The organism is Sphingomonas profundi (assembly GCF_009739515.1).
Lineage (GTDB): Bacteria > Pseudomonadota > Alphaproteobacteria > Sphingomonadales > Sphingomonadaceae > Alterirhizorhabdus > Alterirhizorhabdus profundi.
In genome coordinates, this window is sequence record NZ_CP046535.1 from 1772001 (window position 1) to 1796893 (window position 24893).

The 24893-nt window shown below is 69.2% G+C and carries 23 protein-coding genes and 1 tRNA gene; 7 read left to right on the forward strand and 17 right to left on the reverse strand.

Annotation, left to right across the window (positions count from 1 at the left end; genetic code table 11):
- Window positions 1–62: 62 nt before the first annotated feature.
- The 4 genes from galU to argH are packed head-to-tail and all read right to left on the reverse strand — an operon-like array spanning window position 63 to window position 3834.
- Window positions 63–926 carry a UTP--glucose-1-phosphate uridylyltransferase GalU gene (gene galU, locus GNT64_RS08265; RefSeq protein ID WP_156679102.1) on the reverse strand — a complete coding sequence of 288 codons (864 nt, stop codon included), beginning with the start codon at window positions 924–926 and terminating at the stop codon, window positions 63–65.
- Window positions 923–2203: a diaminopimelate decarboxylase gene (gene lysA / locus GNT64_RS08270; protein ID WP_156679103.1), complete on the reverse strand. Its 1281-nt coding sequence runs from the start codon at window positions 2201–2203 to the stop codon at window positions 923–925. The genes galU and lysA overlap by 4 nt, the downstream gene beginning before the upstream one ends.
- A gap of 6 nt (window positions 2204–2209) precedes the next feature.
- Window positions 2210–2461, reverse strand: a complete 252-nt coding sequence (locus GNT64_RS08275) for a lipoprotein (RefSeq protein WP_156679104.1) — start codon at window positions 2459–2461, stop codon at window positions 2210–2212.
- A complete protein-coding gene (gene argH / locus GNT64_RS08280; RefSeq protein ID WP_156679105.1) occupies window positions 2458–3834 on the reverse strand; it encodes an argininosuccinate lyase in 1377 nt (458 codons plus the stop codon). The genes GNT64_RS08275 and argH overlap by 4 nt, the downstream gene beginning before the upstream one ends.
- 16 nt (window positions 3835–3850) lie before the next feature.
- Here argH and GNT64_RS08285 point away from each other — a divergent pair, with 16 nt between their 5' ends.
- The 4 genes from GNT64_RS08285 to leuB all read left to right on the forward strand — a co-directional run bounded on the left by GNT64_RS08285 (window position 3851) and on the right by leuB (window position 8825).
- The gene (locus tag GNT64_RS08285) at window positions 3851–4417 is read left to right on the forward strand and encodes a TlpA family protein disulfide reductase (protein WP_231639380.1); all 567 of its coding nucleotides are present in this window, start codon (window positions 3851–3853) and stop codon (window positions 4415–4417) included.
- Window positions 4417–4848 carry a VOC family protein gene (locus GNT64_RS08290; RefSeq protein WP_156679107.1) on the forward strand — a complete coding sequence of 144 codons (432 nt, stop codon included), beginning with the start codon at window positions 4417–4419 and terminating at the stop codon, window positions 4846–4848. Before GNT64_RS08285 ends, GNT64_RS08290 begins: the two co-directional genes overlap by 1 nt.
- A 255-nt stretch (window positions 4849–5103) precedes the next feature.
- Window positions 5104–7551 carry a TonB-dependent receptor gene (locus tag GNT64_RS08295; RefSeq protein WP_156681504.1) on the forward strand — a complete coding sequence of 816 codons (2448 nt, stop codon included), beginning with the start codon at window positions 5104–5106 and terminating at the stop codon, window positions 7549–7551.
- Between the two features lie 200 nt (window positions 7552–7751).
- Window positions 7752–8825 (forward strand): 3-isopropylmalate dehydrogenase, encoded by a 1074-nt coding sequence (gene leuB / locus GNT64_RS08300; RefSeq protein ID WP_156679108.1) that lies wholly within the window; start codon window positions 7752–7754, stop codon window positions 8823–8825.
- A gap of 84 nt (window positions 8826–8909) precedes the next feature.
- Here leuB and GNT64_RS08305 read toward each other — a convergent pair whose 3' ends face one another.
- The 6 genes from GNT64_RS08305 to GNT64_RS08330 all read right to left on the reverse strand — a co-directional run bounded on the left by GNT64_RS08305 (window position 8910) and on the right by GNT64_RS08330 (window position 14886).
- Window positions 8910–9668, reverse strand: coding sequence for a 3'(2'),5'-bisphosphate nucleotidase CysQ (locus GNT64_RS08305; RefSeq protein WP_197277319.1), 759 nt, complete (start codon window positions 9666–9668; stop codon window positions 8910–8912).
- Window positions 9665–11578, reverse strand: coding sequence for a sulfate adenylyltransferase subunit CysN (gene cysN, locus GNT64_RS08310; protein WP_156679109.1), 1914 nt, complete (start codon window positions 11576–11578; stop codon window positions 9665–9667). The genes GNT64_RS08305 and cysN overlap by 4 nt, the downstream gene beginning before the upstream one ends.
- Before the next feature lies 1 nt (window position 11579).
- Window positions 11580–11774, reverse strand: a complete 195-nt coding sequence (locus GNT64_RS08315) for a hypothetical protein (protein ID WP_156679110.1) — start codon at window positions 11772–11774, stop codon at window positions 11580–11582.
- The gene (gene cysD / locus GNT64_RS08320) at window positions 11774–12712 is read right to left on the reverse strand and encodes a sulfate adenylyltransferase subunit CysD (RefSeq protein WP_156679111.1); all 939 of its coding nucleotides are present in this window, start codon (window positions 12710–12712) and stop codon (window positions 11774–11776) included. Before cysD ends, GNT64_RS08315 begins: the two co-directional genes overlap by 1 nt.
- 108 nt (window positions 12713–12820) lie before the next feature.
- A complete protein-coding gene (locus GNT64_RS08325) occupies window positions 12821–14371 on the reverse strand; it encodes an amidase (RefSeq protein ID WP_156679112.1) in 1551 nt (516 codons plus the stop codon).
- Window positions 14372–14394: 23 nt separating this feature from the next.
- Window positions 14395–14886 (reverse strand): flavin reductase family protein, encoded by a 492-nt coding sequence (locus GNT64_RS08330; protein ID WP_156679113.1) that lies wholly within the window; start codon window positions 14884–14886, stop codon window positions 14395–14397.
- Between the two features lie 110 nt (window positions 14887–14996).
- Between GNT64_RS08330 and GNT64_RS08335 the strand changes: the two genes are divergently transcribed.
- Complete coding sequence (locus GNT64_RS08335) at window positions 14997–15158, forward strand: Flp family type IVb pilin (protein WP_156679114.1); 162 nt, start codon at window positions 14997–14999, stop codon at window positions 15156–15158.
- 20 nt (window positions 15159–15178) lie between these two features.
- Here the strand turns inward: GNT64_RS08335 and GNT64_RS08340 are convergent, their stop codons facing one another.
- Window positions 15179–16825 (reverse strand): M28 family metallopeptidase, encoded by a 1647-nt coding sequence (locus GNT64_RS08340; RefSeq protein WP_156679115.1) that lies wholly within the window; start codon window positions 16823–16825, stop codon window positions 15179–15181.
- Between the two features lie 221 nt (window positions 16826–17046).
- Here GNT64_RS08340 and GNT64_RS08345 point away from each other — a divergent pair, with 221 nt between their 5' ends.
- Window positions 17047–17427: a UrcA family protein gene (locus GNT64_RS08345; RefSeq protein WP_197277320.1), complete on the forward strand. Its 381-nt coding sequence runs from the start codon at window positions 17047–17049 to the stop codon at window positions 17425–17427.
- 45 nt (window positions 17428–17472) lie between these two features.
- On the opposite strand, the gene GNT64_RS08350 is transcribed toward GNT64_RS08345, so the two are convergent.
- The 5 genes from GNT64_RS08350 to GNT64_RS08370 form a co-directional block, all read right to left on the reverse strand.
- A complete protein-coding gene (locus GNT64_RS08350; protein WP_156679117.1) occupies window positions 17473–18003 on the reverse strand; it encodes a RidA family protein in 531 nt (176 codons plus the stop codon).
- Window positions 18004–18065: 62 nt separating this feature from the next.
- Window positions 18066–20630 carry a TonB-dependent receptor plug domain-containing protein gene (locus GNT64_RS08355; RefSeq protein ID WP_231639382.1) on the reverse strand — a complete coding sequence of 855 codons (2565 nt, stop codon included), beginning with the start codon at window positions 20628–20630 and terminating at the stop codon, window positions 18066–18068.
- Window positions 20631–20903: 273 nt separating this feature from the next.
- Entirely contained in the window at window positions 20904–22508 is a 1605-nt protein-coding gene (locus GNT64_RS08360; protein ID WP_156679118.1) for a flavin monoamine oxidase family protein, read from the reverse strand.
- Between the two features lie 251 nt (window positions 22509–22759).
- The gene (locus GNT64_RS08365; protein WP_156679119.1) at window positions 22760–23290 is read right to left on the reverse strand and encodes a GNAT family N-acetyltransferase; all 531 of its coding nucleotides are present in this window, start codon (window positions 23288–23290) and stop codon (window positions 22760–22762) included.
- Window positions 23291–23370: 80 nt separating this feature from the next.
- A tRNA-Tyr gene (locus GNT64_RS08370) sits at window positions 23371–23456 on the reverse strand.
- A gap of 82 nt (window positions 23457–23538) precedes the next feature.
- On the opposite strand from GNT64_RS08370, the gene GNT64_RS08375 reads away from it, so the two are divergent.
- On the forward strand, window positions 23539–24291 hold the full coding sequence (locus tag GNT64_RS08375; RefSeq protein WP_156679120.1) for a TrmH family RNA methyltransferase: 753 nt from the start codon (window positions 23539–23541) through the stop codon (window positions 24289–24291).
- A gap of 10 nt (window positions 24292–24301) precedes the next feature.
- Here GNT64_RS08375 and GNT64_RS21835 read toward each other — a convergent pair whose 3' ends face one another.
- On the reverse strand, window positions 24302–24868 hold the full coding sequence (locus GNT64_RS21835) for a PEPxxWA-CTERM sorting domain-containing protein (protein WP_231639384.1): 567 nt from the start codon (window positions 24866–24868) through the stop codon (window positions 24302–24304).
- Window positions 24869–24893 lie beyond the last annotated feature (25 nt).

Below are 24893 nucleotides of genomic sequence, written 5' to 3' on the forward strand. Positions count from 1 at the left end.
CGGCCGCTACCCGATCACCTCTTTGATACCGCTCGGTCCGGCCGGCCGGTCGCGGCGGTGGATCACAGTCCCGCGATGAACGCCCGCACCTCGTCGGCGATGTCCGCCCGTTCAAGCGAGAGCGCGATGTTCGCCTGGATGAAGCCGGCCTTGTCGCCGCAATCGTGGCGCATGCCGTCAAAGGTCTGCGCGTGAAACGGCTGTTGGCCGATCAGCTTGGCCATCGCGTCGGTCAGCTGGATCTCGTTGCCGGCGCCGCGCTCGCCCTTGCCGAGCAGCTCGAACACCTCGGGCTGCAGGATGTAGCGGCCGACCGCCGCCAGGCGGGATGGCGGGTTCGCCTTCGGCTTCTCCACCAGCCCGCGCACCTCCGTCACCGGCCCGTCGACGGCACCCGGATCGACGATGCCGAAGCGGCTGGTGTGCGCCTCCGGCACCTCCAGCACCGCGATCACGTTGCCGCCCTTCGCCTCGTAGGTGCGGGCCATCTGGGCCAGGCATGGCGATGCCGGGTTCCACAGCAGCTCGTCCGGCAGCAGCACGGCGAACGGCTCGTCGCCGATCAGGTCGCGCGCGCACCACACGGCGTGGCCCAGGCCCAGCGGCTCCTGCTGGCGCACAAAGGCGGCGTTGCCGGGGGCAAGGCGGCTGTCCTCGAGCAGTTCGAGGATGTCGTGCTTGTTCTTCTCCTTCAAGGTCGCGCAGAGCTCGTAGGGGATGTCGAAATAGTCCTCGATCGCGTTCTTGCCGCGGCCGGTCACGAAGATCATCTGCTCGATGCCGGCGGCGCGCGCCTCGTCCACGGCATATTGGATCAGCGGCTTGTCGACGACGGGCAGCATCTCCTTGGGCACCGCCTTGGTGGCGGGCAGGAAGCGGGTGCCCATGCCGGCAACCGGAAAGACGGCCTTGCGAACAGGTTTCATGCGGTCTCCTCAGCAACGAGCCACGGCGGCAGATTATCCGCCGCGATCAATGCCTCCAGTGGCTGCCTCGCCCGCACTATCGACCATTTGTTACCGGATACGATAACCTCCGGCGTCAACGGTCGGCTATTATACGTTCCCGCCATCGTCGCGCCATAGGCGCCGGCGGTCATGAAGGCGATCAGGTCGCCGGCCGCCACATGCTCCATCGGGCGGTGCATGGCGAAGGTGTCGCCGCTCTCGCACACCGGCCCCACCACGTTGGCGGTGAAGCGCCGGCCGTCCGGCGCCACCGCGCGGATATCGTGCCACGCATCGTAGAGGCTCGGCCGCATCAGGTCGTTCATCGCCGCGTCCACGATCACGAACGGCTCGGCCACGCCCTGCTTCACGCGGATTACCCGCGTCAACAGCACGCCGGCATTGGCGACGATCAGCCGCCCGGGCTCGAACACCAGCCGCGCGTCCCACCCGGCCGTGATCCGCGCCACCATCTCGCCATAGGCGGCCGGGCTCGGCGGCACCGGCTGCGCCGGATCGTAGGGCACGCCCAGCCCGCCGCCCAGATCGGCGACGCGGATCGGATGGCCGGCGCGCCTGAGCGATTCGATCAGCGTACCGATCTTGCCGAATGCCGCTTCCAGCGGCTTCAGATCGGTCAGCTGGCTGCCGATGTGGACGGCCACGCCGCGTATCGAGAGGCCGGGCAGCCCCCGCGCCAGCGCATAGGCGGCGTGGGCGCGATCATAGGCCACGCCGAACTTGTTCTCCGACTTGCCGGTGGAGATCTTCGCGTGGGTGCCGGCATCAACGTCCGGGTTGATGCGGAAGGCGATCGGCGCCGTCGTGCCCATGCCGTGCGCCACGGCGGAGAGCATCTCCACCTCCGGCTCCGATTCCACGTTGAACTGGAAGATGCCGTGGCGCAGCGCCAGCGCCATCTCCTCGGCCGTCTTGCCCACGCCGGAGAAGACGATCCGGTCAGGCGCGATCCCCGCGTTGAGCGCGCGCAGCAGCTCGCCGCCGGAGACCACGTCCGCGCCCAGCCCGGCGCGGGCCAGGGTGGCGAGCACGGCGGCGTTCGGGTTCGCCTTTACCGCATAGGCGACGAGCGGCGGCTGCGGCAGCGCCGCCAGCGCCTCGCGGAACACGCGCGCGTGCCGCTCCATCGTCGCCGTCGCATAGACATATACCGGCGTGCCGACCGCCTCGGCGATGGCGGGCAGGGCCACGTCCTCGGCGTGCATCACGCCGTCGCGCAGATCGAAATGGTCCATGGCGCGTCAGCCCGGCGGCGGCAGGTCGAAGCGGTCGTCCGGCCGTTCCTGCGATTTGGTCAGCAGCTCCTCGCTGCGATCCGGCGCCTCCTCGGTGCGGCGGGTCAGCAGATCGTCCGCCGTCGGCTGGGTGGCGGCGAAGGCCGGCTTCGGCGGCAGCGCGGCGCCCTCCGGCGGCTGCAACCCGTTGCGCTGGCCGCATGCCGCCAAGGACAGCGCCATCAGCGGGATGGCGGAGATCGCGATCGTCCGGTTCATGCGTCCATCCTCAGCGCGGCGCGCGCCTCCGCCACCCGCGCGCGTACCTGATCGGGCGCGGTGCCGCCGTGGCTGGTCCGGCTGGCGACGGAGGCGTCGACGCTCAGCGCCGCGAACAGCCGCGCGTCGATCCGCTCGTCTATCTCGCGCAGCTTGTCCAGCGGCACCCGATCCAGCGCCACGCCCAGCCGCTCGGCCAGCCGCACGGCCATGCCGGTGATGTGATGCGCCTCGCGGAACGGGATGTCCGCCACCCGCACCAGCCAGTCGGCCAGGTCGGTCGCGGTGGCGAACCCCATCTCGGCCGCCGCCCGCATCCGCGCGGAGCTGAACGTCGCCGTCTCCACCATGCCCGTCATCGCCGCGATGGAGAGGGCGAGCAGGTCGTGCGCCTCGAACACCGGCGGCTTGTCGTCCTGCATGTCCTTCGAATAAGCGAGCGGCAGCCCCTTCATCGTCATGGTGAGGGCCATCATGCAGCCGGCGATCCGTCCGCTATGGCCGCGCACCAGCTCCGCCGCATCGGGGTTACGCTTCTGCGGCATGATCGAGGATCCGGTGGAGTAAGCGTCCGGCAGCGCGACGAAGCCGAACGGCTGGCTCGCCCAGATGATGAACTCCTCCGCCAGGCGGGAGAGGTGCAGGCCGCACTGCGTCGCCGCCATCAGATAATCGAGCGCGAAATCGCGATCGGACACCGAATCGAGCGAGTTGGCCGTCGGCCCCTCGAAGCCCAGGGCGGCCGCCGTCGCGTCGCGATCGATCGGAAAGCCCGTGCCCGCCAGCGCCGCCGCGCCCAGCGGGCAGCGGTTCAGCCGCACGCGCGCATCGGCGAAGCGGCTGCGATCGCGGGCGATCATCTCGTAATAGGCCATCAGGTGGTGGCCCAGCGTCACCGGCTGCGCCACCTGCAGGTGGGTGAAGCCCGGCATCACCGATGCCGCATGCTCGCCCGCCCGCTTCACCAGCGCCTTCTGCAAGCCGGCGAGCCCGGCCGCCACCGCGTCGATCGCGTCGCGCACCCACAGGCGGAAGTCGGTGGCGACCTGGTCGTTGCGCGATCGCGCCGTGTGCAGCCGCCCCGCCGCCGGGCCGATCAGGCTGGCGAGCCGGCTCTCGGTCGCCATGTGGATGTCTTCCAGCGCCAGATCCTCGGGCACGCCGGCCTCGGCATATTCGCCCTCGATCCGCGTCAGCCCGTCGGCGATCGCGGCCGCATCCTCGGCGGAAACGATGCCCTGCCGCGCCAGCATCGCGACATGCGCCTGCGATCCGGCTATGTCCTGCCGCCAGAGTCGCTTATCGAAGGGGATCGAGGCATTGATCTCGCGCATCACCGCGGCCGGGCCTTCGGCGAAGCGCCCGCCCCACATCGAATTGGAGCTTTCCGTGCGGTCTTCGATTGCCCTGGTCCTTCTCGCCCTGCTCGCGGCTTGCGATAAGCAACAGCCGCAGGCACCGCAAGGCACCGTCGCCGAAACGAGCGAGAGCATCGGCAAGGTCGATATCGCCAGCGCCGGCAAGGCGGCGCCGGCCGTGCCCTTCGCCGATCCGCACGGCGGCCCGGCCACGCTCGCCACCTTCCGCGGCAAGCCGCTGCTGGTGAACCTCTGGGCGACATGGTGCGGCCCCTGCGTGCGCGAGATGCCGACCCTGGACGCGCTGGCCGAGCGCGAGGGCGATCGCTTCCGCACGATCGTCGTCAGCCAGGATCTGCAGGGCCAGCAGGTCGTCGCGCCCTTCTTCGCCAAGCAGGGGTTCAAGGCGCTGCAACCCTATGTCGATACGAAGAACGTGCTGATGACGGCGCTGGAGACGGACACGCTGCCGACGACGATCTTCTACGACGCCAAGGGCCGGGAGCAGTGGCGCGTGATGGGCGCGATGGACTGGTCGGGCGAGCGCGCGAAGAAGCTGATCGAGGGCGCGCTGAACCCGCCCGGCGGCACCGGCTGATGATCCCGCCGCGCATCACCCTCGTCACCCTGGGGGTCGCCGATCTCGCCCGCGCGACCGCCTTCTACGAGGCGCTGGGCTGGCCGCGCCGGCTGCGGGAGGCGGACGGGGTCGCCTTCTTCCAGCTCGGCCCGCTCGGCCTCAGCCTGTATCCGGACGCCGATCTGGCCGTGGACGCAAAGGTGCGCCCGCGCGAAGGCCAGGGCTTTCGCGGCATGAGCCTGGCGCAGAACCTGCCCGGCCGGGCGGACGTGGATGCGGCGATCGCCGCGCTGCTCGCCGCCGGCGCCACGCTGCTGGCGGCGGCGGAGGAGAAGGCGTGGGGCGGCTATGGCGGCTACGTCGCCGATCCGGACGGCCATGCGTGGGAGATCGCCTGGAACCCCGGCTTCCCGCTCGCCGACGATGGCGCGATGACGATCCCGGAATAGATCGGGCCAATCGCCCGTCGCGAAAGCGGCGCTAGGCACCCGACAAACATTCCTTGGTTCCCTGCGCCGGTCTCGGCGATATCTCTACCGGAACAATAGAGATCTAGCAGCGCACGCCACCGGCGGGCGCCGGCTGGGATACGCGGCCGACTGCCGCGACGGTGCGACCGGCGCTTGCCGGTGCGCCGCGCCTGAACCTGCCTGGGGGAATTGATGATCGCACGCACCGTACCCGCCACCGACCGCTCCATCCGGATGCGGTCGGCGCGCCGCATGCTGGCGCTGCTCGCCGGCACTACCATGCTCGCCGCGCCGGCCCTCGCGGAGGGCCCGGCCGATGCCGCCGAGGCGGCGGCCGATGCGGTGGACGTCGGCGGCAGCGGCACCGGCGAGATCCTCGTCACCGCGCGCCGCCGGCAGGAGGCGATCCAGGACGTGCCGCTCGCCATCTCGGTCGTCGATGCGCGGGCGATCGAGGCGACGGGCAGCTTCAACGTCAACAAGCTCACCCAATTGCAGCCCAGCCTGCAATTCTACTCGACCAACCCGCGCAATTCCGCCGCCAACATCCGCGGCCTCGGCGCGCCGTTCGGCCTGACGAACGACGGTATCGAGCAGGGCGTCGGCATCTATGTCGACCAGGTCTATTACAGCCGCATCGCCTCGGCCACGTTCGACTTCATCGACGTGGAGCGGATCGAGGTGCTGCGCGGTCCGCAGGGCACGCTCTACGGCAAGAACACCACCGCCGGGGCGATCAACATCACCACCCGCGCGCCCAGCTTCTCGCCGGAAGGGCGGGCGGAGGTGACGATCGGCAATCTCGGGCTGGTGCAGGCCAAGGCGTCCGTCTCCGGCCCGCTGGTCGACGACAAGGTCGCGATCCGCCTCGCCGGCTCCTCCACCCACCGACGCGGCACGATCTTCAACGTGACGAGCGGCAACCATGTGAACGAGCTGGATAATCTCGGCCTGCGCGGCCAGGTGCTGGTGAAGGCGACGGACACGCTCGACCTCACCTTCGCCGGCGACTACAACCGCCAGAACCCGGAATGCTGCGCGCAGATCTACGTGCGCACCGGCGCCACCCAGCGCCCGCTGAACCGCCAGTTCGCCGCCCTCGCCGCCGCCTTCAACTACGCCCCGCCCAGCACCAACGCGTTCGATCGGCTGACCGACCTCGATACCGATCTGCGCGCGAAGCAGGTGATCGGCGGCGCCTCTCTGCGCGCCGAGTGGGAGCTTGGCTCGGGCTCGCTCACCTCCGTCACGGCCTGGCGGTTCTGGGACTGGGATCCCTCGAACGATCGCGACTTCACCGGCCTGCCGATCACCACCGTCTCGGCCAACCCGTCCAAGCAGGATCAGTATACGCAGGAACTGCGCTACGCCGGCACCACCGGCCGGTTCGACTATGTGATCGGCGCGTTCGCCTTCCACCAGAAGATCCACACCGACGGGCTCCAGGTACAGGGTTCGGCCGCCAGCCGCTTCCTGCTGAACCCCGGCAACGTGCCCGCCGGCTCCAGCGGATGCGCCACGCCGACCACCAATGCCTGCAACCCGGCGGTGCTGAACGGCCTCAGGGCGGTGAACGACATCGATTTCAAGAATACCAGCGCCGCCGTGTTCGGCCAGCTGACATGGCGCGTCACCGATCGCCTGCGCCTCCAGCCCGGCGTGCGGGTGAACTACGACAAGAAGTCCGGCTCCTATATCTCCACCGTCACCACCGGCGCCGGCAGCACGACGCTGAACAACGATCAGCGCGGCGTCCTCGCCCCGCAGAGCTATTCGCCGAAGTTCAGCGACTGGAACCTTTCCTACGATTTCACCGCCTCGTTCGACGTGACGCGCGACGTGCTGGCCTACGCCACCTATGCGCGCAGCTTTAAATCGGGCGGCATCAACCTTTCCGGGCTGCCGCTGGATGCGGGCAACAACCCGATCCTCAGCGCCGGCAGCGTGAAGCCGGAGAAGGTCAACCATTACGAGATCGGCCTTAAGACCCAGTTCTTCGATCGCCGGGCGACCCTGAACCTGTCCGGCTTCTGGACCGAGATCAGCGACTATCAGGCCACCGTCACCAACGGCCAGCTCGGCGTGCTGCGCGGCTACCTGGCCAATGCCGACAAGGTGCGCGTGCGCGGCTTCGAGGCGGACTTCTCCGCGCGGCCGGTCGACGGTCTCAGCCTCTATGCCAGCGGCACCTTCAACGATCACGAATATGTGAAGTTCACCGATGCGCCCTGCCCGCCCGAGCTTTCCGGCGGATCGACCGGCGCCACGCCCAGCGCGCCCGGCACCCCCGGCGGCGTCAGCCCGGCCAATTGCAACATCTCCGGCCAGTGGCTGCCGGGCATCTCTAGGTGGGCGGCCTCGTTCGGCGGCGAATATGCGCTGCCCACCCGCCTGGTCGGCGCGGACGGCGAGGCGTATCTCGGCATTGACGGCAGCTACCGCTCCAAATTCTCGTCCAATCCTTCGCGCTCCGCCTATACCGACGTCGCCGGCTACGCGCTGGCCAACGTGCGCGCCGGCTTCCGCGTGCAGGATGGCTGGGATCTGTTCGGCTGGGTGCGCAACGTGTTCGACAAGAACTACTATGAGCTGCTCGCCACGCAATCCGGCAACACCGGCCTGATCGTCGGCCAGCCGGCCGATCCGCGCACCTACGGCGCCACCCTGAAGGTGACGTTCTAGACGGCGGCCTTGTTCCGAGCGCGGCAGAGCGCCTTGTCCCGAGCGCAGTCGAGGGACGACGTCGACGGGAGAGGCGTGCCTCGACTTCGCTCGACACAAGGAAGACGCGCGGCGCGCCGGCATGGCCGTGGCGAAAGCGGGTGGCGCGCGCCCGCGCGAGCGCATAAGTCGCCCCCGACCAGAGGCCGACGGGGACGACGATGAAGACGCTGCTGCTGCTGCCGGGAGACGGGATCGGACCGGAAGTGACCGCCGAGGTGCGGCGCGTGGTCGCCTGGCTCGCCGATCATGCCGGGCTGCGGCTGGAAGTGGCCGAGGCGGCGTTCGGCGGCGCCTCGATCGACGCGCACGGCGTGCCGCTGACGGATGCGGCGCGCGACGCGGCGCTCGCCAGCGATGCGGTGCTGATGGGTGCTGTCGGCGGGCCGCGATGGTCCGGCGTCGCCCGCGCGATCCGCCCGGAGGCCGGCCTGCTCGGCCTGCGCACGGCGATGCAGGTGTTCGCCAACCTGCGCCCGGTGCAGTGCTTCGATGCGCTGATCGACGCCTCGACGCTGAAGCCGGAGGTCGTCCGCGGGCTTGACATCATGATCGTGCGGGAGCTGACCGGCGGCGTCTATTTCGGCCAGCCCAAGGGCATCGAGACCCTGCCAGACGGCAGCCGGCGCGGCATAGACACCCAGGTCTACACCACCGCCGAGATCGAGCGCGTCGCCCGCACCGCCTTCGATCTCGCCCGCCGGCGCGGCAACCGCGTCTGCTCGGCCGAGAAGTCGAACGTGATGGACAGCGGCCTGCTGTGGCGCGAGGTCGTCACCGATCTTCACGCGCGCGACTATGCCGACGTGGCGCTGAGCCACATGCTGGCGGACAATGTGGCGATGCAGCTCGTCCACAATCCCCGCCAGTTCGACGTGCTGCTGACCGACAACCTGTTCGGCGACATCCTCTCCGACGAGGCCGGGATGCTCAGCGGCTCGATCGGCATGCTCGCCTCCGCCGCGCTCGGCGCGCCCGGCACGCCGGGGCTCTACGAGCCGATCCACGGCTCCGCGCCCGATATCGCCGGAAAGGGGGTGGCGAACCCGCTCGCCGCAATCATGTCGCTGGCAATGGCGCTGCAATTGTCGCTCGACGAGGCCGATCTCGCCGCGCGCCTGGTGGCCGCGGTGTCGGCGGCGCTCGACGGCGGCGCCCGCACGCGCGACCTGGGCGGCACCATCGGCACGCGGGAGATGGGCGACGCGGTGATCGCCGCGCTGGCCGCCGGCTGACCGCCGGGCGCGCTCAGGCCGGCGATTTACTTTGTTTGTCGCGGTTTCCGAGCCGGCAGGTGATCGCACCTGCCGGGAAACCGCTCAGCCGATCGCGGCGAGCGCCTCCCGCACCCGCTGCACCAGATGCTGTGGGCAGATCAGCAGGTCCGGCAGGTAGGTATCCGGCCGGTTATACTCCAGCGGCGAGCCGTCCATGCGGCTGACGTGCAGGCCCGCGGCCTGGGCGACGGCGACGGGGGCGCAATTGTCCCACTCATACTGGCCGCCGGTGTGGAGGTAGATGTCGGCCTCGCCGCGCACCACCGCCATCGCCTTGGCGCCGGCCGACCCCATCGGCACCAGCTCCGCGCCCAGCGCCTCGGCCACCGCCACCGCCTCCTTCGCGGGCCGGGTGCGGCTGACGAGCATGCGCAGGCGCGGCGGCGTCTCCGGCACGGGCGGGCACCGCCCTGAGCAGAGCGTGAGCCCCAGAGCCGGCAGCGCCACCGCGCCCAGCGTGGCCGCGCCGTCCACCGCCAGCGCCACATGCACCGCCCAGTCGCTGCGTCCCTCGCCATATTCGCGCGTGCCGTCCAGCGGATCGACGATCCACACGCGCCGGGCGGAAAGCCGCGCCTCGCTGTCCTTCTCCTCTTCCGAGAGGATCGCGTCCTCGTGCCGCCGCGCCTTCAGCGCCTCGACGATGAAGGCGTTGGCGACACGATCGCCCGCCTGGCCCAGCGCGCGGCCGGCGAACAGGCCGGATCGCCGCAGCGTCAGCAGGATCTCGCCAGCCGTCTCGGCGACATGGCGGGCGAGCGCGGTATCGTCGTCCAGGTCGGGCACGGTCGCCTCGCTCACGGGATCAGCCGCGCGACGATCGCGTCGGCCGCCTGCTCGGGCGTCATCGCGGTGGTGTCGATGCGGATCTCGGGATCCTCGGGCGCCTCATAGGGGCTGTCGATGCCGGTGAAGTTGGCGAGCGCGCCGGCGCGCGCCTTCTTGTAGAGCCCCTTCACGTCGCGCCGCTCCGCCTCGGCCAGCGGGGTATCGATGTGGATCTCGATGAACTCGCCCGGCTGCATCATCGCCCGCACCATGCCGCGCTCGGCACGGAAAGGCGAGATGAAGGCGGTGATCACGATCAGCCCGGCATCGGTCATCAGCTTCGCCACCTCACCCACCCGGCGAATATTCTCCACGCGGTCGGCATCGGTGAAGCCGAGATCCTTGTTCAGCCCGTGGCGGACATTGTCGCCGTCCAGCAGGAAGGTGTGGCGGTTCATCCGCACCAGCTTCTTCTCGACGAGATTCGCGATGGTCGACTTGCCCGCGCCCGACAGGCCGGTGAACCAAAGCACCGCCGGCTTCTGGTTCTTCAGGTCGGCATGCGTCTCCCGGTCCACATCCAGCGCCTGCCAGTGGACGTTCTGCGATCGGCGAAGCGAGAAATGCAGCAGCCCGGCGGCGACGGTGGCGTTGGTCAGCTTGTCGACGAGGATGAAGCCGCCAAGCGTGCGGCTCTCGGCATAGGGCGCGAACACGATCGGCCGGTCGGTGGCGACCGTCGCCACGCCGATGCCGTTCAGCTCCAGCGTCTTGGCCGCCAGATGCTCCATCGTGTTGACGTTGACGGCATATTTCGGCTCCTGCACCGTTGCCGACACCGTCTGCGTGGCAAGCTTCAGCCAGTAGGCGCGGCCCGGCAGCAGCGGCTCGTCCGCCATCCACACGATCGTCGCCTCGAACTGGTCGGCCACTTCCGGCGGCGCATCGGCGGCGGCGATCACGTCCCCGCGCGAGCAGTCGACCTCGTCGGCAAGAGTGAGGGTGACGGACTGGCCGGCCACCGCCGCGTCCAGGTCGCCGTCCAGCGTGACGATCCGCGCGACGCTGCTCGTCCGGCCGGAAGGCAGGATGCGCACCGCGTCGCCCGGCCGCACCGTGCCGCCGGCGATCAGCCCGGCGAAGCCGCGAAAATCCAGGTTCGGCCGGTTGACCCACTGCACCGGCATGCGGAACGGCCGCGCGCGATCGGCCTGGCCGGCGACCTCCACCGTCTCCAGATGCGCCATCAAGGTCGGCCCGTCATACCAGGGCGTGTTGACGCTCGCGCTCGTGATGTTGTCGCCCTTGAAGCCGGAGATCGGCATGGGCGTGAAGCCGGCGATACCGATGCTCTGCGCGAAGGCGGTGTAGTCCGCCACGATCTCCTCGTAGCGCGCCCGGTCGTAGCCGATCAGGTCCATCTTGTTCACCGCCAGCACCAGATGGCGGATGCCGAGCAGGTGGGCGAGGTAGCTGTGCCGCCGCGTCTGCGTCAGCACCCCCTTGCGCGCGTCGATCAGGATCACGGCGAGGTCGGCGGTGGAGGCGCCCGTCACCATGTTGCGGGTATATTGCTCGTGCCCCGGCGTGTCGGCGACGATGAACTTGCGCGTGCTCGTCGCGAAGAAGCGGTAGGCGACGTCGATCGTAATGCCCTGCTCGCGCTCGGCGGCCAGCCCGTCCACCAGCAGCGCGAAGTCGATCTCCTGCCCCTGCGTGCCGACCCGCCGGCTGTCCGCCTCCAGCGCCGCCAGCTGATCCTCGAAGATCATCTTCGAATCGTACAGCAGCCGGCCGATCAGCGTGGACTTGCCGTCGTCCACCGATCCGCAGGTGATGAAGCGCAACATGCTCTTGTGCTGGTGCTGCACCAGATAGGCGTCGATATCCTCGGCGACGAGGGTATCGACTTCATACGCGGAGGGGGTGACGATGTCGGACATGTCAGGCGCGATCCGCCACGGTCAGCGGCAGAAATGCGCGCAGAGACGCGGAGACGCAGAGACGATCGGCGCGCGGCGAAGCCGCAACCGGATTCTTGAGCCTTTCCACGTGGTGGTTGCGGCAGGGTCGCAATGCCTGCGGCGCGGAAGATCCCCTCTGCGCCTCCGCGTCTCTGCGCGAATTCATCAGGCCCATCAGAAATATCCCTCCTGCTTCTTCTTCTCCATGCCCGCGCCGCCGGCATCCTTGTCGATCGCGCGGCCCTGCCGCTCGCTGGTGGTGGTCAGCAGCATCTCCTGGATCACCTCCGGCAGGGTAGCCGCCGCGCTCTCCACCGCACCCGTCAGCGGATAGCAGCCGAGCGTGCGGAAGCGGATCGATCGTTCCACCGGCACCTCGCCCGGCGCCAGCGGGAAGCGATCGTCGTCCACCATCAGCAGCATCCCGTCGCGCTCCACCGTAGGCCGCGGCGCCGCGAAGTAGAGCGGCACGATCGGGATGCCCTCCAGATGGATGTACTGCCAGATGTCGAGCTCGGTCCAGTTCGAGATCGGGAAGACGCGGATGCTCTCCCCCCTCGCCTTGCGGGCATTGTAGAGGTTCCACAGCTCCGGCCGCTGGTTCTTCGGATCCCAGCCATGGGCGGCCGACCGGAACGAGAAGATGCGCTCCTTCGCGCGGCTCTTCTCCTCGTCGCGCCGCGCGCCGCCGAACGCGGCGTCGAAGCCGTATTTGTCCAGCGCCTGCTTCAGCCCCTCGGTCTTCCACATGTCGGTATGCACCGCGCCATGATCGAACGGGTTGATCCCCAGCCGCTCGGCCTCCGGGTTGCGATAGACGATCAGCTCCATCCCCGCCTCGGCCGCGGCCTTGTCGCGCAGTTCGTACATCGCCCGGAACTTCCACGTCGTGTCGACATGCAGCAGCGGAAACGGCGGCGGCGCGGGGTAGAAGGCCTTGCGCGCCAGATGCAGCATCACCGCGCTGTCCTTGCCCACGCTGTAGAGCATCACCGGCCGCTCCGCCTCCGCCACCACCTCCCGCAGGATGTGGATGCTCTCCGCCTCCAGCCGCTGGAGGTGGGTGAGCGGGGCGGACGGCACGGGCGTCGCGGATTCCGGCGAATGGATCATGCCCCGCCATGTCGTCGCTCCGCCGCAAGGGCGGAAGGCAGATGTAGCTTTGCCGTCTAAAGGCCCGCTTTCGACGCCGCCTGTCTTTGGAGGAGACCCATCCCCCGCTCAGTCGGGCGTGAGCGTCTTCAGATAATGCGGCGGCGTGCGGGCGTGGCTCGCCTGCTCATAGGCGTAGCCGGCCGCCAGCAGGTCCGCCTCGCCATAAGCCGGGCCGATGAACGAGAGGCCCACCGGCAGCCCGCGCACCAGCCCCATCGGCACGGTGAGGTGCGGATAGCCGGCGATCGCGGGCAGCTGGCTGGCGCTCGGCCCGTCATACTGATCGCCATAGACGGGATCGCTGGGCCACGCCGGCCCGTAGCTCGGCTGGACGATGATCGTGGCGCCCGCGCGCCGCAGCATCGCGTCGATCCCCTCCGCGCCGGCCCGCCGCAGCGATGCCGCGCGCGCCGCCCGGTAGGCGGGATCGTCCGTGCCCTTCGTCCTGGCCGCCTCCTCGAACACGTCCTGCCCGAAATAGGGCATCTCGCGCGCCGCCTCGGCGACGTTGAAGGCGATCAGCGCCTCCAGCGTGCGCGCCGTCACCGCCGGTGGGGTCGTCGCCAGATAGGCGGCGAGATCGGTCTTCAGCTCGGTCTGCAGCACCAGCGTCTCGGCATCGCCCAGGCCGGTGCGGGCCGGCGGTGCGACCTCGACCAGGGTCGCCCCCTGCGCGCGCAGCACGCCCAGCGCGGCCTCGAAGCGGTTGGCGAGTTCCGCCGGCATCTTCGGCCGCACCACGCCGATGCGCCGGCCCCTCAGCGCGTCCAGCCGCAGCGCGGCGACATGATCGCGGGCGTGCGCGCCGGCCTGCGCGGTCGCCGGATCGGCCGGGTCGCTGCCGATCATCGCTGAGAACAGGATCGCCACGTCGCGCACGCTGCGCGCCATCGGCCCCGGCGTGTCCTGGCTGTGGCTGATCGGCACGACCCCCGTGCGGCTGACCAGGCCGACGGTGGGCTTCAGCCCCACGAGCCCGTTCATCGATGCCGGGCAGATCACCGACCCGTCCGTCTCCGTGCCCAGCGCCGCCGCCGCGAAGCTGGCCGCGACGGCCGCGCCCGACCCGCTGGACGAACCGCAGGCGGTGCGATCGAGCACATAGGGGTTGCGCACCAACCCGCCGACCGCGCTCCACCCGCTCATCGATGCGGTCGAGCGGATGTTCGCCCATTCGGAGAGGTTGGTCTTGCCCAGGATCACCGCGCCCGCCCGCCGCAGCCGTGCCACCACCGGCGCATCGCGGCGGGGGACGTTGCCGGCCAAAGCGAGGCTGCCGGCGGTGGTCGCGGTGCCGTCCGCCGTCTCGATATTGTCCTTCACTAGGATCGGCACGCCGTCCAGCGGGCCGATCGGCCGGCCGGCGCGGCGCCGCGCATCGCTGGCCCGCGCCTCCGCCAACGCCGAGGGGTTTATCGCGATCACCGCGTGCAGCGCCGGGCCGCGCCGGTCCATCGCCGCGATCCGCGACAGATAGGCCCGCGTGATCGCCGTGCTGGAGGTGCCGGCCGCCATCTGCGCGGCGAGGTCGGCGATGGAACGCTCCGCCACCGGCGGCGCGGCGGCCGCCCCGCACGCGGTTGCGGCCAGCAGCAGGCTCGCGATCGGCCGCCGCATCGCCACCCTGCCGCCGGCCCGCCTCAGGCGAGCGCCCTTGCCGACGCGAAGCCGCCATCCACCCAGATCAGCGGATCGATCGTCGGATGGTTGCAGACGGAGAGCACCTCGCCGATGAAGAGCGTGTGGGTCGCCACCTCCAGGGTCAAGGTCGTCTGGCATTCCAGGCTGGCGACGGCGTCCGGCAGCACCGGCAGGCCGTTGGCCGAGGCCACCCAGCCGCCATCCTCGAAGCGGGCGAGCCCCTTCTTCTTGCCGCTGAACACGCCGACCAGATCGGCATGCCGCTCCGCCAGCAGGTTCACGCAGAAACGGCGATCGGCAGACAGCACCGGCGATATGCTGGCATTGCGGTTCACCGCGACAAGGATCGTCGGCGGATCGGCGGTGACGGAGGTGACGGCGGTCGCCGCCATGCCCGTCCAGTCGTCGCCAGTGCCGCCGGTGATGATCGCGATCGTGGTCGCCAGTCGCCGCATGGCGAGCTTGAAGTCGGTATCCACCGTGTCCGTCATCGGAACTCCCGCTTGTTCGTGCCAGATTGTAAAATCATCTGTTCATTATCTTTCAAGACCTGTCCACGATAAGCCACGGCCGGGGCAAATACAGCGGTCAGGACGGATATATGCATCATATTCTCACGTTGTTACGTGACAATCGCGCCGCGACGGCCATCGAATATGGTCTCGTCGCCGCCCTGATCGCCGTCGCCGCGATCAGCACCATGTCCGCGCTCGGCACGCAGTTGCGCAAGACGTTCAACAACGTGACCCAGAACATGAAGTAGCGCACCGGACCGACCGACCGCTACCGCCGCTGCGCCGCCGTCCTCGCACGCGCGGCGGCGAACTCGGAATCGGCGCTCCAGCCCGGCCAGGCGCGTCCGTCCGCCAGGCTGCGGCCCAGATCGTAGAGCAGGGTCAGGTCGGGCGTCACGCCGCCCATGTCCCAGTCGGCGCTCCACTCGTCGGCGGGCTGGTGGTAGCGATCGCGCGTATAGGCCTCGGCCAGCGCCTTGCCTCGCGCGACGCCGCCCTGCGCCAGATCGCGCCCGTTGCCGAACGAGATCGCCGGCACGCCCTGCTTGGCGAAGGAGAAATGATCCGATCGGTAGAAGCTGCCCTCGCCGGCGCGCGGATCGGGCGTGTAGCTGCGGCCCAGCCGCTTGCCTTCCGCCACCAGCATGTCCAGCAGATCGAGCTTCGCGACGCCCGATATCGTGAAGTCGCGGGCGGGGCCGTAGCCGATCGTCGAATCCATGTTGATCACGCCCGCCGTCGTCGCCAGCGGGTAGACCGGGTTCGCCGCATAATATTCCGATCCCAGCAGCCCCTTCTCCTCCGCCGTCACCGCCAGGAAGGCGATCGAGCGATCGGTGCGCGGTGCGGCGGCAAAGGCGCGGCCAAGCTCCAGCAGCATCGCGATGCCTGAGGCATTGTCCCTCGCGCCATTGTAGATGCGGTCGCCCCGCGCGTCCGGCTGGCCGATGCCCAGATGATCCCAGTGGGCCGAGTACATCACCGTCTCGTCCGGGTGCTTCGCGCCGGGCAGGCGGCCGATCACGTTGTGCGAGACGATCCGCTCCGGCTTCACCGCATAATCGGCGGAGAGAGTGGTGCCGAGCGGGACGGGCTTGAAGTCGCGCCGCTTCGCCGCCTGCTTCGCCGCCTCGAAATCCAGCCCGGCCGCGCGGAACAGATCGACCGCCAGATCGCGCTGGATCCACGCCTCCAGCGGCGCGTGCGCCGCCTTGGGATCGGCGCGGACGATGTCGAACATCGTGTTGCCGTTCGAATTGGCCACGGTGGCCCAGCCGTAGGAGGCGGGCTCATATTCGTGGATCACGAGCACGCCCGCGGCGCCCTGGCGCGCGCCTTCCTCATATTTGTACGTCCAGCGGCCATAATAGGTCATCGCCTTGCCGCCGAAATCGCCCTCGCCGCCCTCGAAATCGGGATCGTTGACCAGCACGACCATGATCTTGCCGCGCAGGTCGACACCCTTGAAGTCGTCCCACCGGCGCTCGGGCGCCTTCACGCCGTAGCCCACGAACACCAGCGGCGCGTCCTTGATCGCCACCCGCGTATCGCCGGTGAGCGCCGCGCGCACGGCGATCTCCTGCCCGCGCGTCAGCGGCCGCGTGGCGCCCTTCGTGGTCAGGCTGATCCGCGCGTCGCCGGCGATGTCCGACTTGAGCAGCGGCACGTCCTGCGTCCAGCCGCGCGCCTTGCCGGCCATGTCGCCGCCGGGCTGGAGGCCGGCGGCCTTCATCCGCGCGACCAGATAGTCGATCGTGCGGGTCTCCGCCGGGGTCGCCGGGGCCCGCCCCTCGAACGCGTCGCTGGAGAGAGTGCGCACATCCTCGCTCACGCGGGCGGTGTCGAACGCCGGCGGCGCCGCGACGGCCGGGGCCAGCATCGCGACACCGGTCAGCAGAGCGAGCGTTTTCAACATGCCAAGTACACCTCCTGCCGTCCGGCCCGATCCGCCGGCATCCCGCCTTCTCGGCCAGGTGACGCCGGATGGCAATCCGCCTCGCCCGCCCGCGCGCGTTGCACCGGCGGGGGCACGGGCGTAGAAGCGACGCGCCCGTCGGCAGGAGAAAACCCTCCGCCGCCGGGTGGAACAACGATCCCGGTTGCCGCTGCGGTGGCCGGGCGCGCAGGAGAATGATGATGTCCTATTCGATGACGGCGGCGCGCCTGCGCCGGCCGGCCCGGCTCGTCGCCGGGCTGATCGTGGCGGCCGGTCTCGCCACGGCGGCGCAGGCCGATCCGCAGATCCAGGTGCGCGGCGCGGCCGCTCAGGGCCTCGAGACCCAGTCCCGCCTGCTGCGGTTCGGCGATCTCGATCTCGCCTCCGCCCAGGGCCGCGACAGGCTGGAGAACCGGCTGAAAGTGGCGGCCGGCACGGTGTGCGGCAAGCGTTCGCTGTGGACGGTGCGTCCGCCGGCCGATTATGGCCGCTGCTACGATCGCGCGCTCACCGATGCCCGCATCCAGATCGACCAGCGCCTCGCCGCCGGCGAGACCGCGATCCGCGTCGTCGGATCGTGAGCGACCGGCGGGCGGGGGCGATACCGCCACCCGCCCGCCGCGTCCTCACTTCACCTTGGCGGCGATCGCCTCGATCTCGATCAGGAAGTTCGGGCCGGCCAGCGCCGCCACCTGCACCGTCGATCGCGCGACCGTGTTCGGATTGTCGGCGGTGCCGAAGAACATCTTGAACCCGTCGTTGAAGCCGGCGAAGTCCATCTTGCCGCTCATCTTCGGATCGGCCGCCACGAACACCGTCAGCTTGATGATGTCCGACATGGCATAGCCCTGCGCGGCCAATATGCCCTTTATCTTCGTGAAGATGCTGATCGTCTGCGTCTTGGTGTCGCCGAAATCGTCCATCGTCAGCGATGCCGGCGGCTTCGCCTTCGATGCTTCCATCGGCGAGGCGAGCTGGCCGGAGAGGTAGAGCGTCTCGGTGCCGGCGGGCACGGTGACGCCCTGCAGGATCAACCCCGGCGGCGTGTTGGCGTGGCGGACGATCGCGCCGGGCGCCTTGGCCGGCGCGGCGGCAGCGGGCGCCGCCAGCGCGAAGGCGAGCGGCAGCACCGCGGCGAGGAAACAGGTGCGGGTCATGGCAGTCTCTCCGGTGGACGGGCGAACGGGGCGAGCCGGCCGGCCCGCCCCGCATGCGCCTCTTAGAACGAGAAGTTCACGCGTGCATAATAATAGCCGCCGTTGATGCCGTAGGGGCTGAACGTCAGCGGCGCATCGAGCTGGTTGCCGCCGTTGACGAGGGTGAAGTTGGTCGTGCCCGGCACCAGCTTCACTGTCGGCGGCCGCTTGTTGAACACGTTGTTCGCGCCGGCAGACAGTTCGAAGTTGCTCGTCAGCTTGTAGTTCAGCTCGATATCGCCGATGAACGCCGTCTTGATCTTCTGCTCGTAGAAGGTGCCGCCGTCCGGGCTCGCCAGGTTCGAGCTCTTGCCGTAGACCGTGCCGCGCAACGTCGCCGAGAACTTGTCCAGCGTGTAGAAGGCGGAGGCGATGAACTTCACCTTCGGCGACGCGTCCTCCAGGTTGCTGATCGAGATGGCGTCGAACAGGGCGATCGGCGCCGTGACGGTGGCTCCGGTGGAGGCGACGACGCCGGTCAGCGTCGGGCCGGTGCCGATCCTGCGCACCGTCGTCTTGTTATAGTTGCCGGACAGGGTCCAGTTGACGGTACCGGCATCGCCGAAATCGGTGAGGTAGCTGGCGACGAGATCGATGCCGCGCGTGCGGGTGGTCGCGCCGTTGGTGAACAGGTTCACGCCGGTTTGCGTCACCTGCGGATCCAGCACGTTGCCGTTGGCGACGATCGCCTGACGGACGAGATCGTAGTTGGTCGCGCCGCCGCCGCTGTAGATGGTGCCCGAACCCAGGATGCGGTTGCGGATACGGATCTGGTAGGCGTCGATCGTAACGGTGAGGCGGTCGACCGGGCGGATCACCGTGCCAAGGCTGAAGTTTGTCGACTTCTCCGGCCGCAAATTGTTGAAGCCGAGCAGCTTGGCCGCCGCCGAGTTGGCCGGCAGCTGGACGAAGGCCGTGGTCGGGCCGACGTTGGTCGCCGAGTAGAAGCCCTCCGCCAGCGTGGGTGCGCGGAAGCCGGTGGCCACCGTGCCGCGCAGGGCGAACATGTCCGAGAAGTCGTAGCGTGCGGTGCCCTTGTAGTTGGTCGTCCCGCCGAAGTCCGAATAATGCTCGTAGCGGACGGCGCCGTCCACCTTCAGGCCCTCGATCGGCAGCGCCGCGATGTCGAGATACACCGCCTCGTTGTTGCGCGTGTTGCGGCCGGCGTCCGACGGGCGGAAGCCCGGATAGGATTGGCCGCCCTCCTTATAGTAGGATAGCGGGTCGCCCGAGCCGATCTGGTAGGTGTTCTTGCGGTGCTCGTAGCCCGCCGCCACGTTCAGCGACCCGGCCATGCCGACGTCGAACTCCTTGCTGAAGTCCGCGTTCACGGTCCACTCGGTCGCGCGGAAGAAGCCGTCGTAGAAGTTTCGCGGCGTCAGCCCGGTATCGGCGTATAGCGAGGCGTTGGCAGAATCCACCGTGAAGATCGAGTTCTTGTCCTCGCCATAGGTGTAGCTCAGGTCGTAGCGGATGCCGCTGATCTCGCCCTTGACGCCGCCGGTGCCGGAATAATCCTCCTCGCGGATCTTCTCGCGCGGGTTGAAGCCGTTCGGGAAGGGATAGATCGTGACCCCGTTGACGACGCGGGACACGCGGGTCGGCACGCGGACATTCTCGTAGGCGCTGGCGATGCGGCGGCTGTACGAACCGAAGCTGTAGAGCTGGATGTCGCCGAAATCATAGCCGGCGTTATACTGCGCGTTCGTCAGGTGCGAGCGGGCGTCGCCGCTGATCCGGTTGACGAACGGAAAGCCGGGGATGCCCGGATAGAGCGCCCGCTGGGTGGCGTTGATACCGTAGAGGCCGGGTGCCGCGAGCGGCAGCAGCGTGCCGCTCGTATCCGTGACGCGCCGGTCGAGACCACCGACCTGGGTGAAATCGTGGAAGCGGTGGAAGGCGGTGACGTTCACGAACCCGCCCTCGCCCAGCTTGGTGGCCAGGTGGATGGTGCCGGCATAGGTATCGCCGCCCACCTTGTAGTTCTTGCCGGCGGTGGCGTAGCCGCTGGCGCCCTCGTCATCGTCCTTCAGGATGATGTTGATGACACCCGCGATGGCATCGGAGCCATATTGCGCGGCGGCGCCGTCCTCCAGCACCTCGATGCGCGAGATGGAGGAAGGCGAGATCAGATCGAGATCGGCCGTGGCCGCGCCCTGATACGGTCCGCCGAGCACGGCGAGGTTCGCGGTGCCGTGGCGCCGCTTGCCGTTCACCAGCACCAGCGTGTGGTTCGGGCTGAGGCCGCGCAGCCGGGCGGAGAGCGTCAGGTTCGCGGTGTCGCCGCCGAAGGCCTGCGCGGTGAACGACGGCACCAGCTGGGTCAACACCTGGTTGAGGTTCGGCTGGCCGACATGCTGCAGCGTCTCGGCGCCGAGCACCTTGATCGGCGCCGCGCTCTCGGCGGCGGTGATGCCGGTTGCGCGGGTGCCGGTGACGATGATCTCACTGCCGTCCGGCTCGACCGAGGCCGCCGCCGGCGCGGCGGAACTGCTGTCGACCTGCATCTCGGCCGCATGTGCGGCGTGGCTGCCGACCAGGCACGCCACGGCGAGCGCGCCATAGGAAATCGTCTTGCTGTTAATCATGTGGCCCCCTTATGTTATCGCCTAGAGGAGCCTCTCCCGATCCTTATGGTTGCAATTTCGCGTGAGTAGAATGCAGACGCAGTACGAACGTCGCGTGATATTCGAGCGCAAAGCACCCTGCCTTACGGACGATCGCCCAACTATCCCGATCACAAATGCGCTACACTGACTGGAACTGGATGGTGTTTGTCTTGAGTGATTCTATCAATCCAGATGAATATACTTTACAGTTTTAATTCGTAAGCGCGTCATTCTTGCAACAGGATCGCCGAACTAGGCCGCCGCGCGCCGAGCCCCCGGCTCCGCCAGCGCCTGCGCCGCCACCCTGTCCGACAGCATCTTCACGGCCTGATGGGCGGACTGGATGCCGCCCTCCTGCCAGCCCGGCGTCTGGCTTAGCGCGGCGCTGGCGAAGTAGACGCGGTTGTCGGGCGTGTTCAGCAGGCGGAAGGCGGGCGTATCGATATGGCCTTCCTGCCGCCCGTTGGCGCTGCCGGCGTTCCAGTCCGGCCACGGCCCCATGCTGTAGGGCACCTTGCTCCAGTTCACGGCGACGCCGTTGACCAGATCGGCGCCATGCCCCGGATGCAGCTTCTCCACCACCGATCGGGCGAACTCGATCTGCTCGGCGATCGGCCGCTTCTGGAAGTCGGCCGATCGCTGGCCGGAGCTGTAGCAGGCGAGCAGCATGCCGCGATCGCTGTGCAGCCCGGCGGAGGGATACCAGATCAGCGAGGTCGGCCCGCCGACGAACGAGATGCCGCCGTAGATCTGCTCCTTCTCCCAGAAGCGCGGGCTCTCGAACGCCACCTTGGTGGAGTTGTCGTAGACCACGGCGGCGATCGCCTGCGCGTATTTGCGCGAGAAATTGTTGTCGATCTTGGCGAGCACGTTGAACGGGATCGTGCAGACCATGTAATCGGCCGCCACGCTGGTCGCCGCGCCGCTGACGCTGTCGACATAGCCGACCTCGACGCCCTTGGCGGTCTGGCGGATCTGGCGCACCACGGCGTTGCGGATCGCCGGCCGCCGCAGGTGGCGATCGAAACCGGCATGGATGCGGTCCATGCCGCCCACCGGCTCGAACATCGTCGCCTGCATGTAGAGATTGTCTTCGAACAGGGTGAAGGGCAGCTGCTCGTTGGCCAGCAACTGCTCCAGCGGCAGCGCCGATCCCGGCGCGGCGAAGGTGACGCCGGCGCCCGGCGCCTGGCCGAAGCCCGATCGCTCGGTGCCCTTGAACGCCATCTGCTCGTCCAGATCGCCGTACAGCTTCAGGAACGGCATCAGCTTGGCCTTGTCCGCCGCCGTGATCGTCTGGTCCAGCGCGCCCTGGTTCATCGCCTTGACCAGCAGCTCGGCGATGTGGCCGCGCATGTCGTTGATCGCCGTGCGCATCCGCAGCTTGCTGCCATTGTCGGCCATCACATAAGCGGAGCGGCTGGAATTGACCTCCACCTCCAAGGGCACCTGGAAGCGGTCGGCATAGCCGAGCAGGCCGGTGTGGAAGCTGGGGATGCGCGCCGGCCCGGCGTTGAAGTAGATGCCGTCGGAGAAGCGCGCCGTCTGCGTCGCCTCGCCCACCATCTCGATCGGGTCGCCGTCCCGCACCGTCCAGGCCCGCCCGCCCACGCGCCCGCGCGCTTCCAGCAGGGTGACGAGGAAGCCGGCCTGCTCCAGCTCATAGGCGCTCACCAGGCCAGCGATGCCCGCGCCCAGCACCACCACGTGGCGTCCCTTGCCGATGCCGGCGGGCAGCGCGAAGCCGCTGTCGGCGCGGGCCTCGCTCATCAGGCCCAGCGTCTGCATGGCGGTGAAGGTGGCGCCCAGCCCGGCGGTCATGCCGATACGATGCAACAGGGTGCGACGGGTGATCATGCATGCCCTTTCAGTCCGCGCCACCCCTCCCAGGGCGGCTCAACCGAACCGCGCGCCGCTCGCGGCGGCACGCGTGTCTCGGGCCTTGGCATCTTCCCCTTTTTCGGTGCGCGGCGCCGTGCGCCATGCCTGCTCGTTGCCCGTATTCAGGCGGGAAACGGCCGGTAACGCAATGGTAATATCCTGTCGCGAACCGCCATCCGGGGTGTATGTTCAACGTATTGACGGCGGCTTAGGCCGGGGATCGCAGATCAGGCGATCGCCTTGCCCATGCGGATCAGCGGCACTGGCACGTCGCCCACCAGGTTCGTCACCGGCTCGATCTCGCGATAGCCGGCGGCGTGGTACAGCGGCACGCCCGCCATCGTCGCCATCAGCTCCATCCGCGTGAAGCCCTCGGCCGCCGCGGCCGCCTCGCACCGCGCCAGGATCAGCCGGCCGATGCCGCGCCGGGTGAAGGCCGGGTGGGTGTACATGGCCCTGGTCCGCGCCGGATCGCGCGCCGGATCGAGCAGCGCGTCGTCGCGCAGCGCCGTCGAGTGATCGCCGCCATACAAGGTGGCGCGCCGGCTCCAGCCGCCGCAGCCGGCCAGCGTGCCGCCCTCCTCCACCGCGAAATAGGTGCCGTCGCGCACCAGCTGCGAATCGAGGCCCATCACCGCCCGGCTGGCCACCACCTGCGCGGCCGTGAGGAAATCCTGCTGCAGCACGTCGATCGCCAGTGCCATCAGCGCCTTCATCGCCGGCAGATCGGCTTCGGTGGCGATGCGGATGGCGGGCATAGGCGGCTCCTGTTCGGCTCCCGCAGCCCGCTTGCCCCACAGCTGGGTGTGGCCGCTGCGGCGCGGCTCCTGATGGGTCTTGGTGGACAGGGCTGGATTCGAACCAGCGTACGCTTGCACGGGCAGATTTACAGTCTGCTGCCTTTAACCACTCGGCCACCTGTCCAAAGGGAGCCTCGCCGAAGCGAGGCGGCTCAATGGCGAATGGCCGCTTGCCTGTCAACGTCCGGCATGGATAAGGCGCGGCCATGCGCAAAGGCCAGAGACCATCGTCACGCCCGTCCGCCCCGGCGGGCAATCGCCCGCGCTTCTGGGGCCGCCACCCGGTGATCGCCGCGCTCGCCAACCCGGCCCGCACGGTGCGCCGGATGTGGGGCACGCGGGAGGCGCTGGCGGCGCTCGATCTGCCGCCGGCCCTGCCCGTCACCTTCGCCGATGTCGCGGATCTCGGCCGGCTGGTGCCGCACGACGCGCCGCACCAGGGGCTGGTGATCGAGGTGGATCCCCTGCCCGACATGTGGCTGGGCGATCTCATCGATCTGGGGCGGGACGATCGCCGGCCGCTGCTGGTGCTGGATCAGGTGACGGATCCGCACAATGTCGGCGCCGTGCTGCGCTCGGCGGCGGCGTTCGACGCGCTTGGCATCGTCACGCAGGATCGCCACGCGCCGCCGGAATCGGGCGCGCTCGCCCGCGCGGCGTCCGGCGCGCTGGAGGTGGTGCCGTGGGTGCGCGTGGTGAACCTGGCCCGCGCGCTGGACGAGATCGGCGAGGCCGGCTTCTGGCGCATCGGCCTCACCGGCACGGCTCCCCGCACCCTCGGCGCGACCCTGGGCGAGACGCGACCGGCGCTGGTGCTGGGCGCCGAGGGCGAGGGCATGCGCGCCAACACCGAGGCGCATTGCGACGAGCTGGCCAAGCTGCCGATCAGCCCGAAGGTGGAGAGCCTGAACGTGTCGAACGCGGCGGCGATCGCGCTCTATGCGGCGGCGGTGCGCTGACCCGGCGGGATCAGGCGAGCGCGCGCACCGGCCGCCGGCGCAGCATCGCGCCGATCAGGCCGAAGCCGGCCAGCATCATCGCCCAGGTCGCGGTCTCCGGCACCGCCGCTACCGACACCACCGCGTCGCTGGCGAGGAAGGCGACGCTCCTGTCGGCGTCGGTGAAGCTCAGCATCGCCGGGGTCGGCCCGGTCGCGCTCGCATCGAACGAGAAGAAGAAGTCGTTGGTGCGGTTCACCAGCACGTTGGTGCCGTTGAGCGCGCCGCCGAGCACGAGGCGCGGGAAGGTGGAGAAGGCGTTCGGCTGGAAATAGCCGAAGGCGGGCGCCGCCGAGAAGGCGCCGGCGTTGAGCTGGCCGTCCGTCACCGCCGCGAACCGATCCGGCGCGCCGACGAAGCCGTTGCCCGTGTCGTCATAGGAGACGGTGAAGTCCACGCGAAGCTGGCCGAACGGCGGCGTCTCGCCGAAGAAATTGGCGAAGCGCGTCGCCGTGAGCGCGAAGGAGCGCATCACCACCGCCGACTCGGCCTGCCCCGCCAGCAGCATGGCCGCCACGAATGCCACGATATGCTTCATGCTCCGCTCCCCCGCAATGTAACTA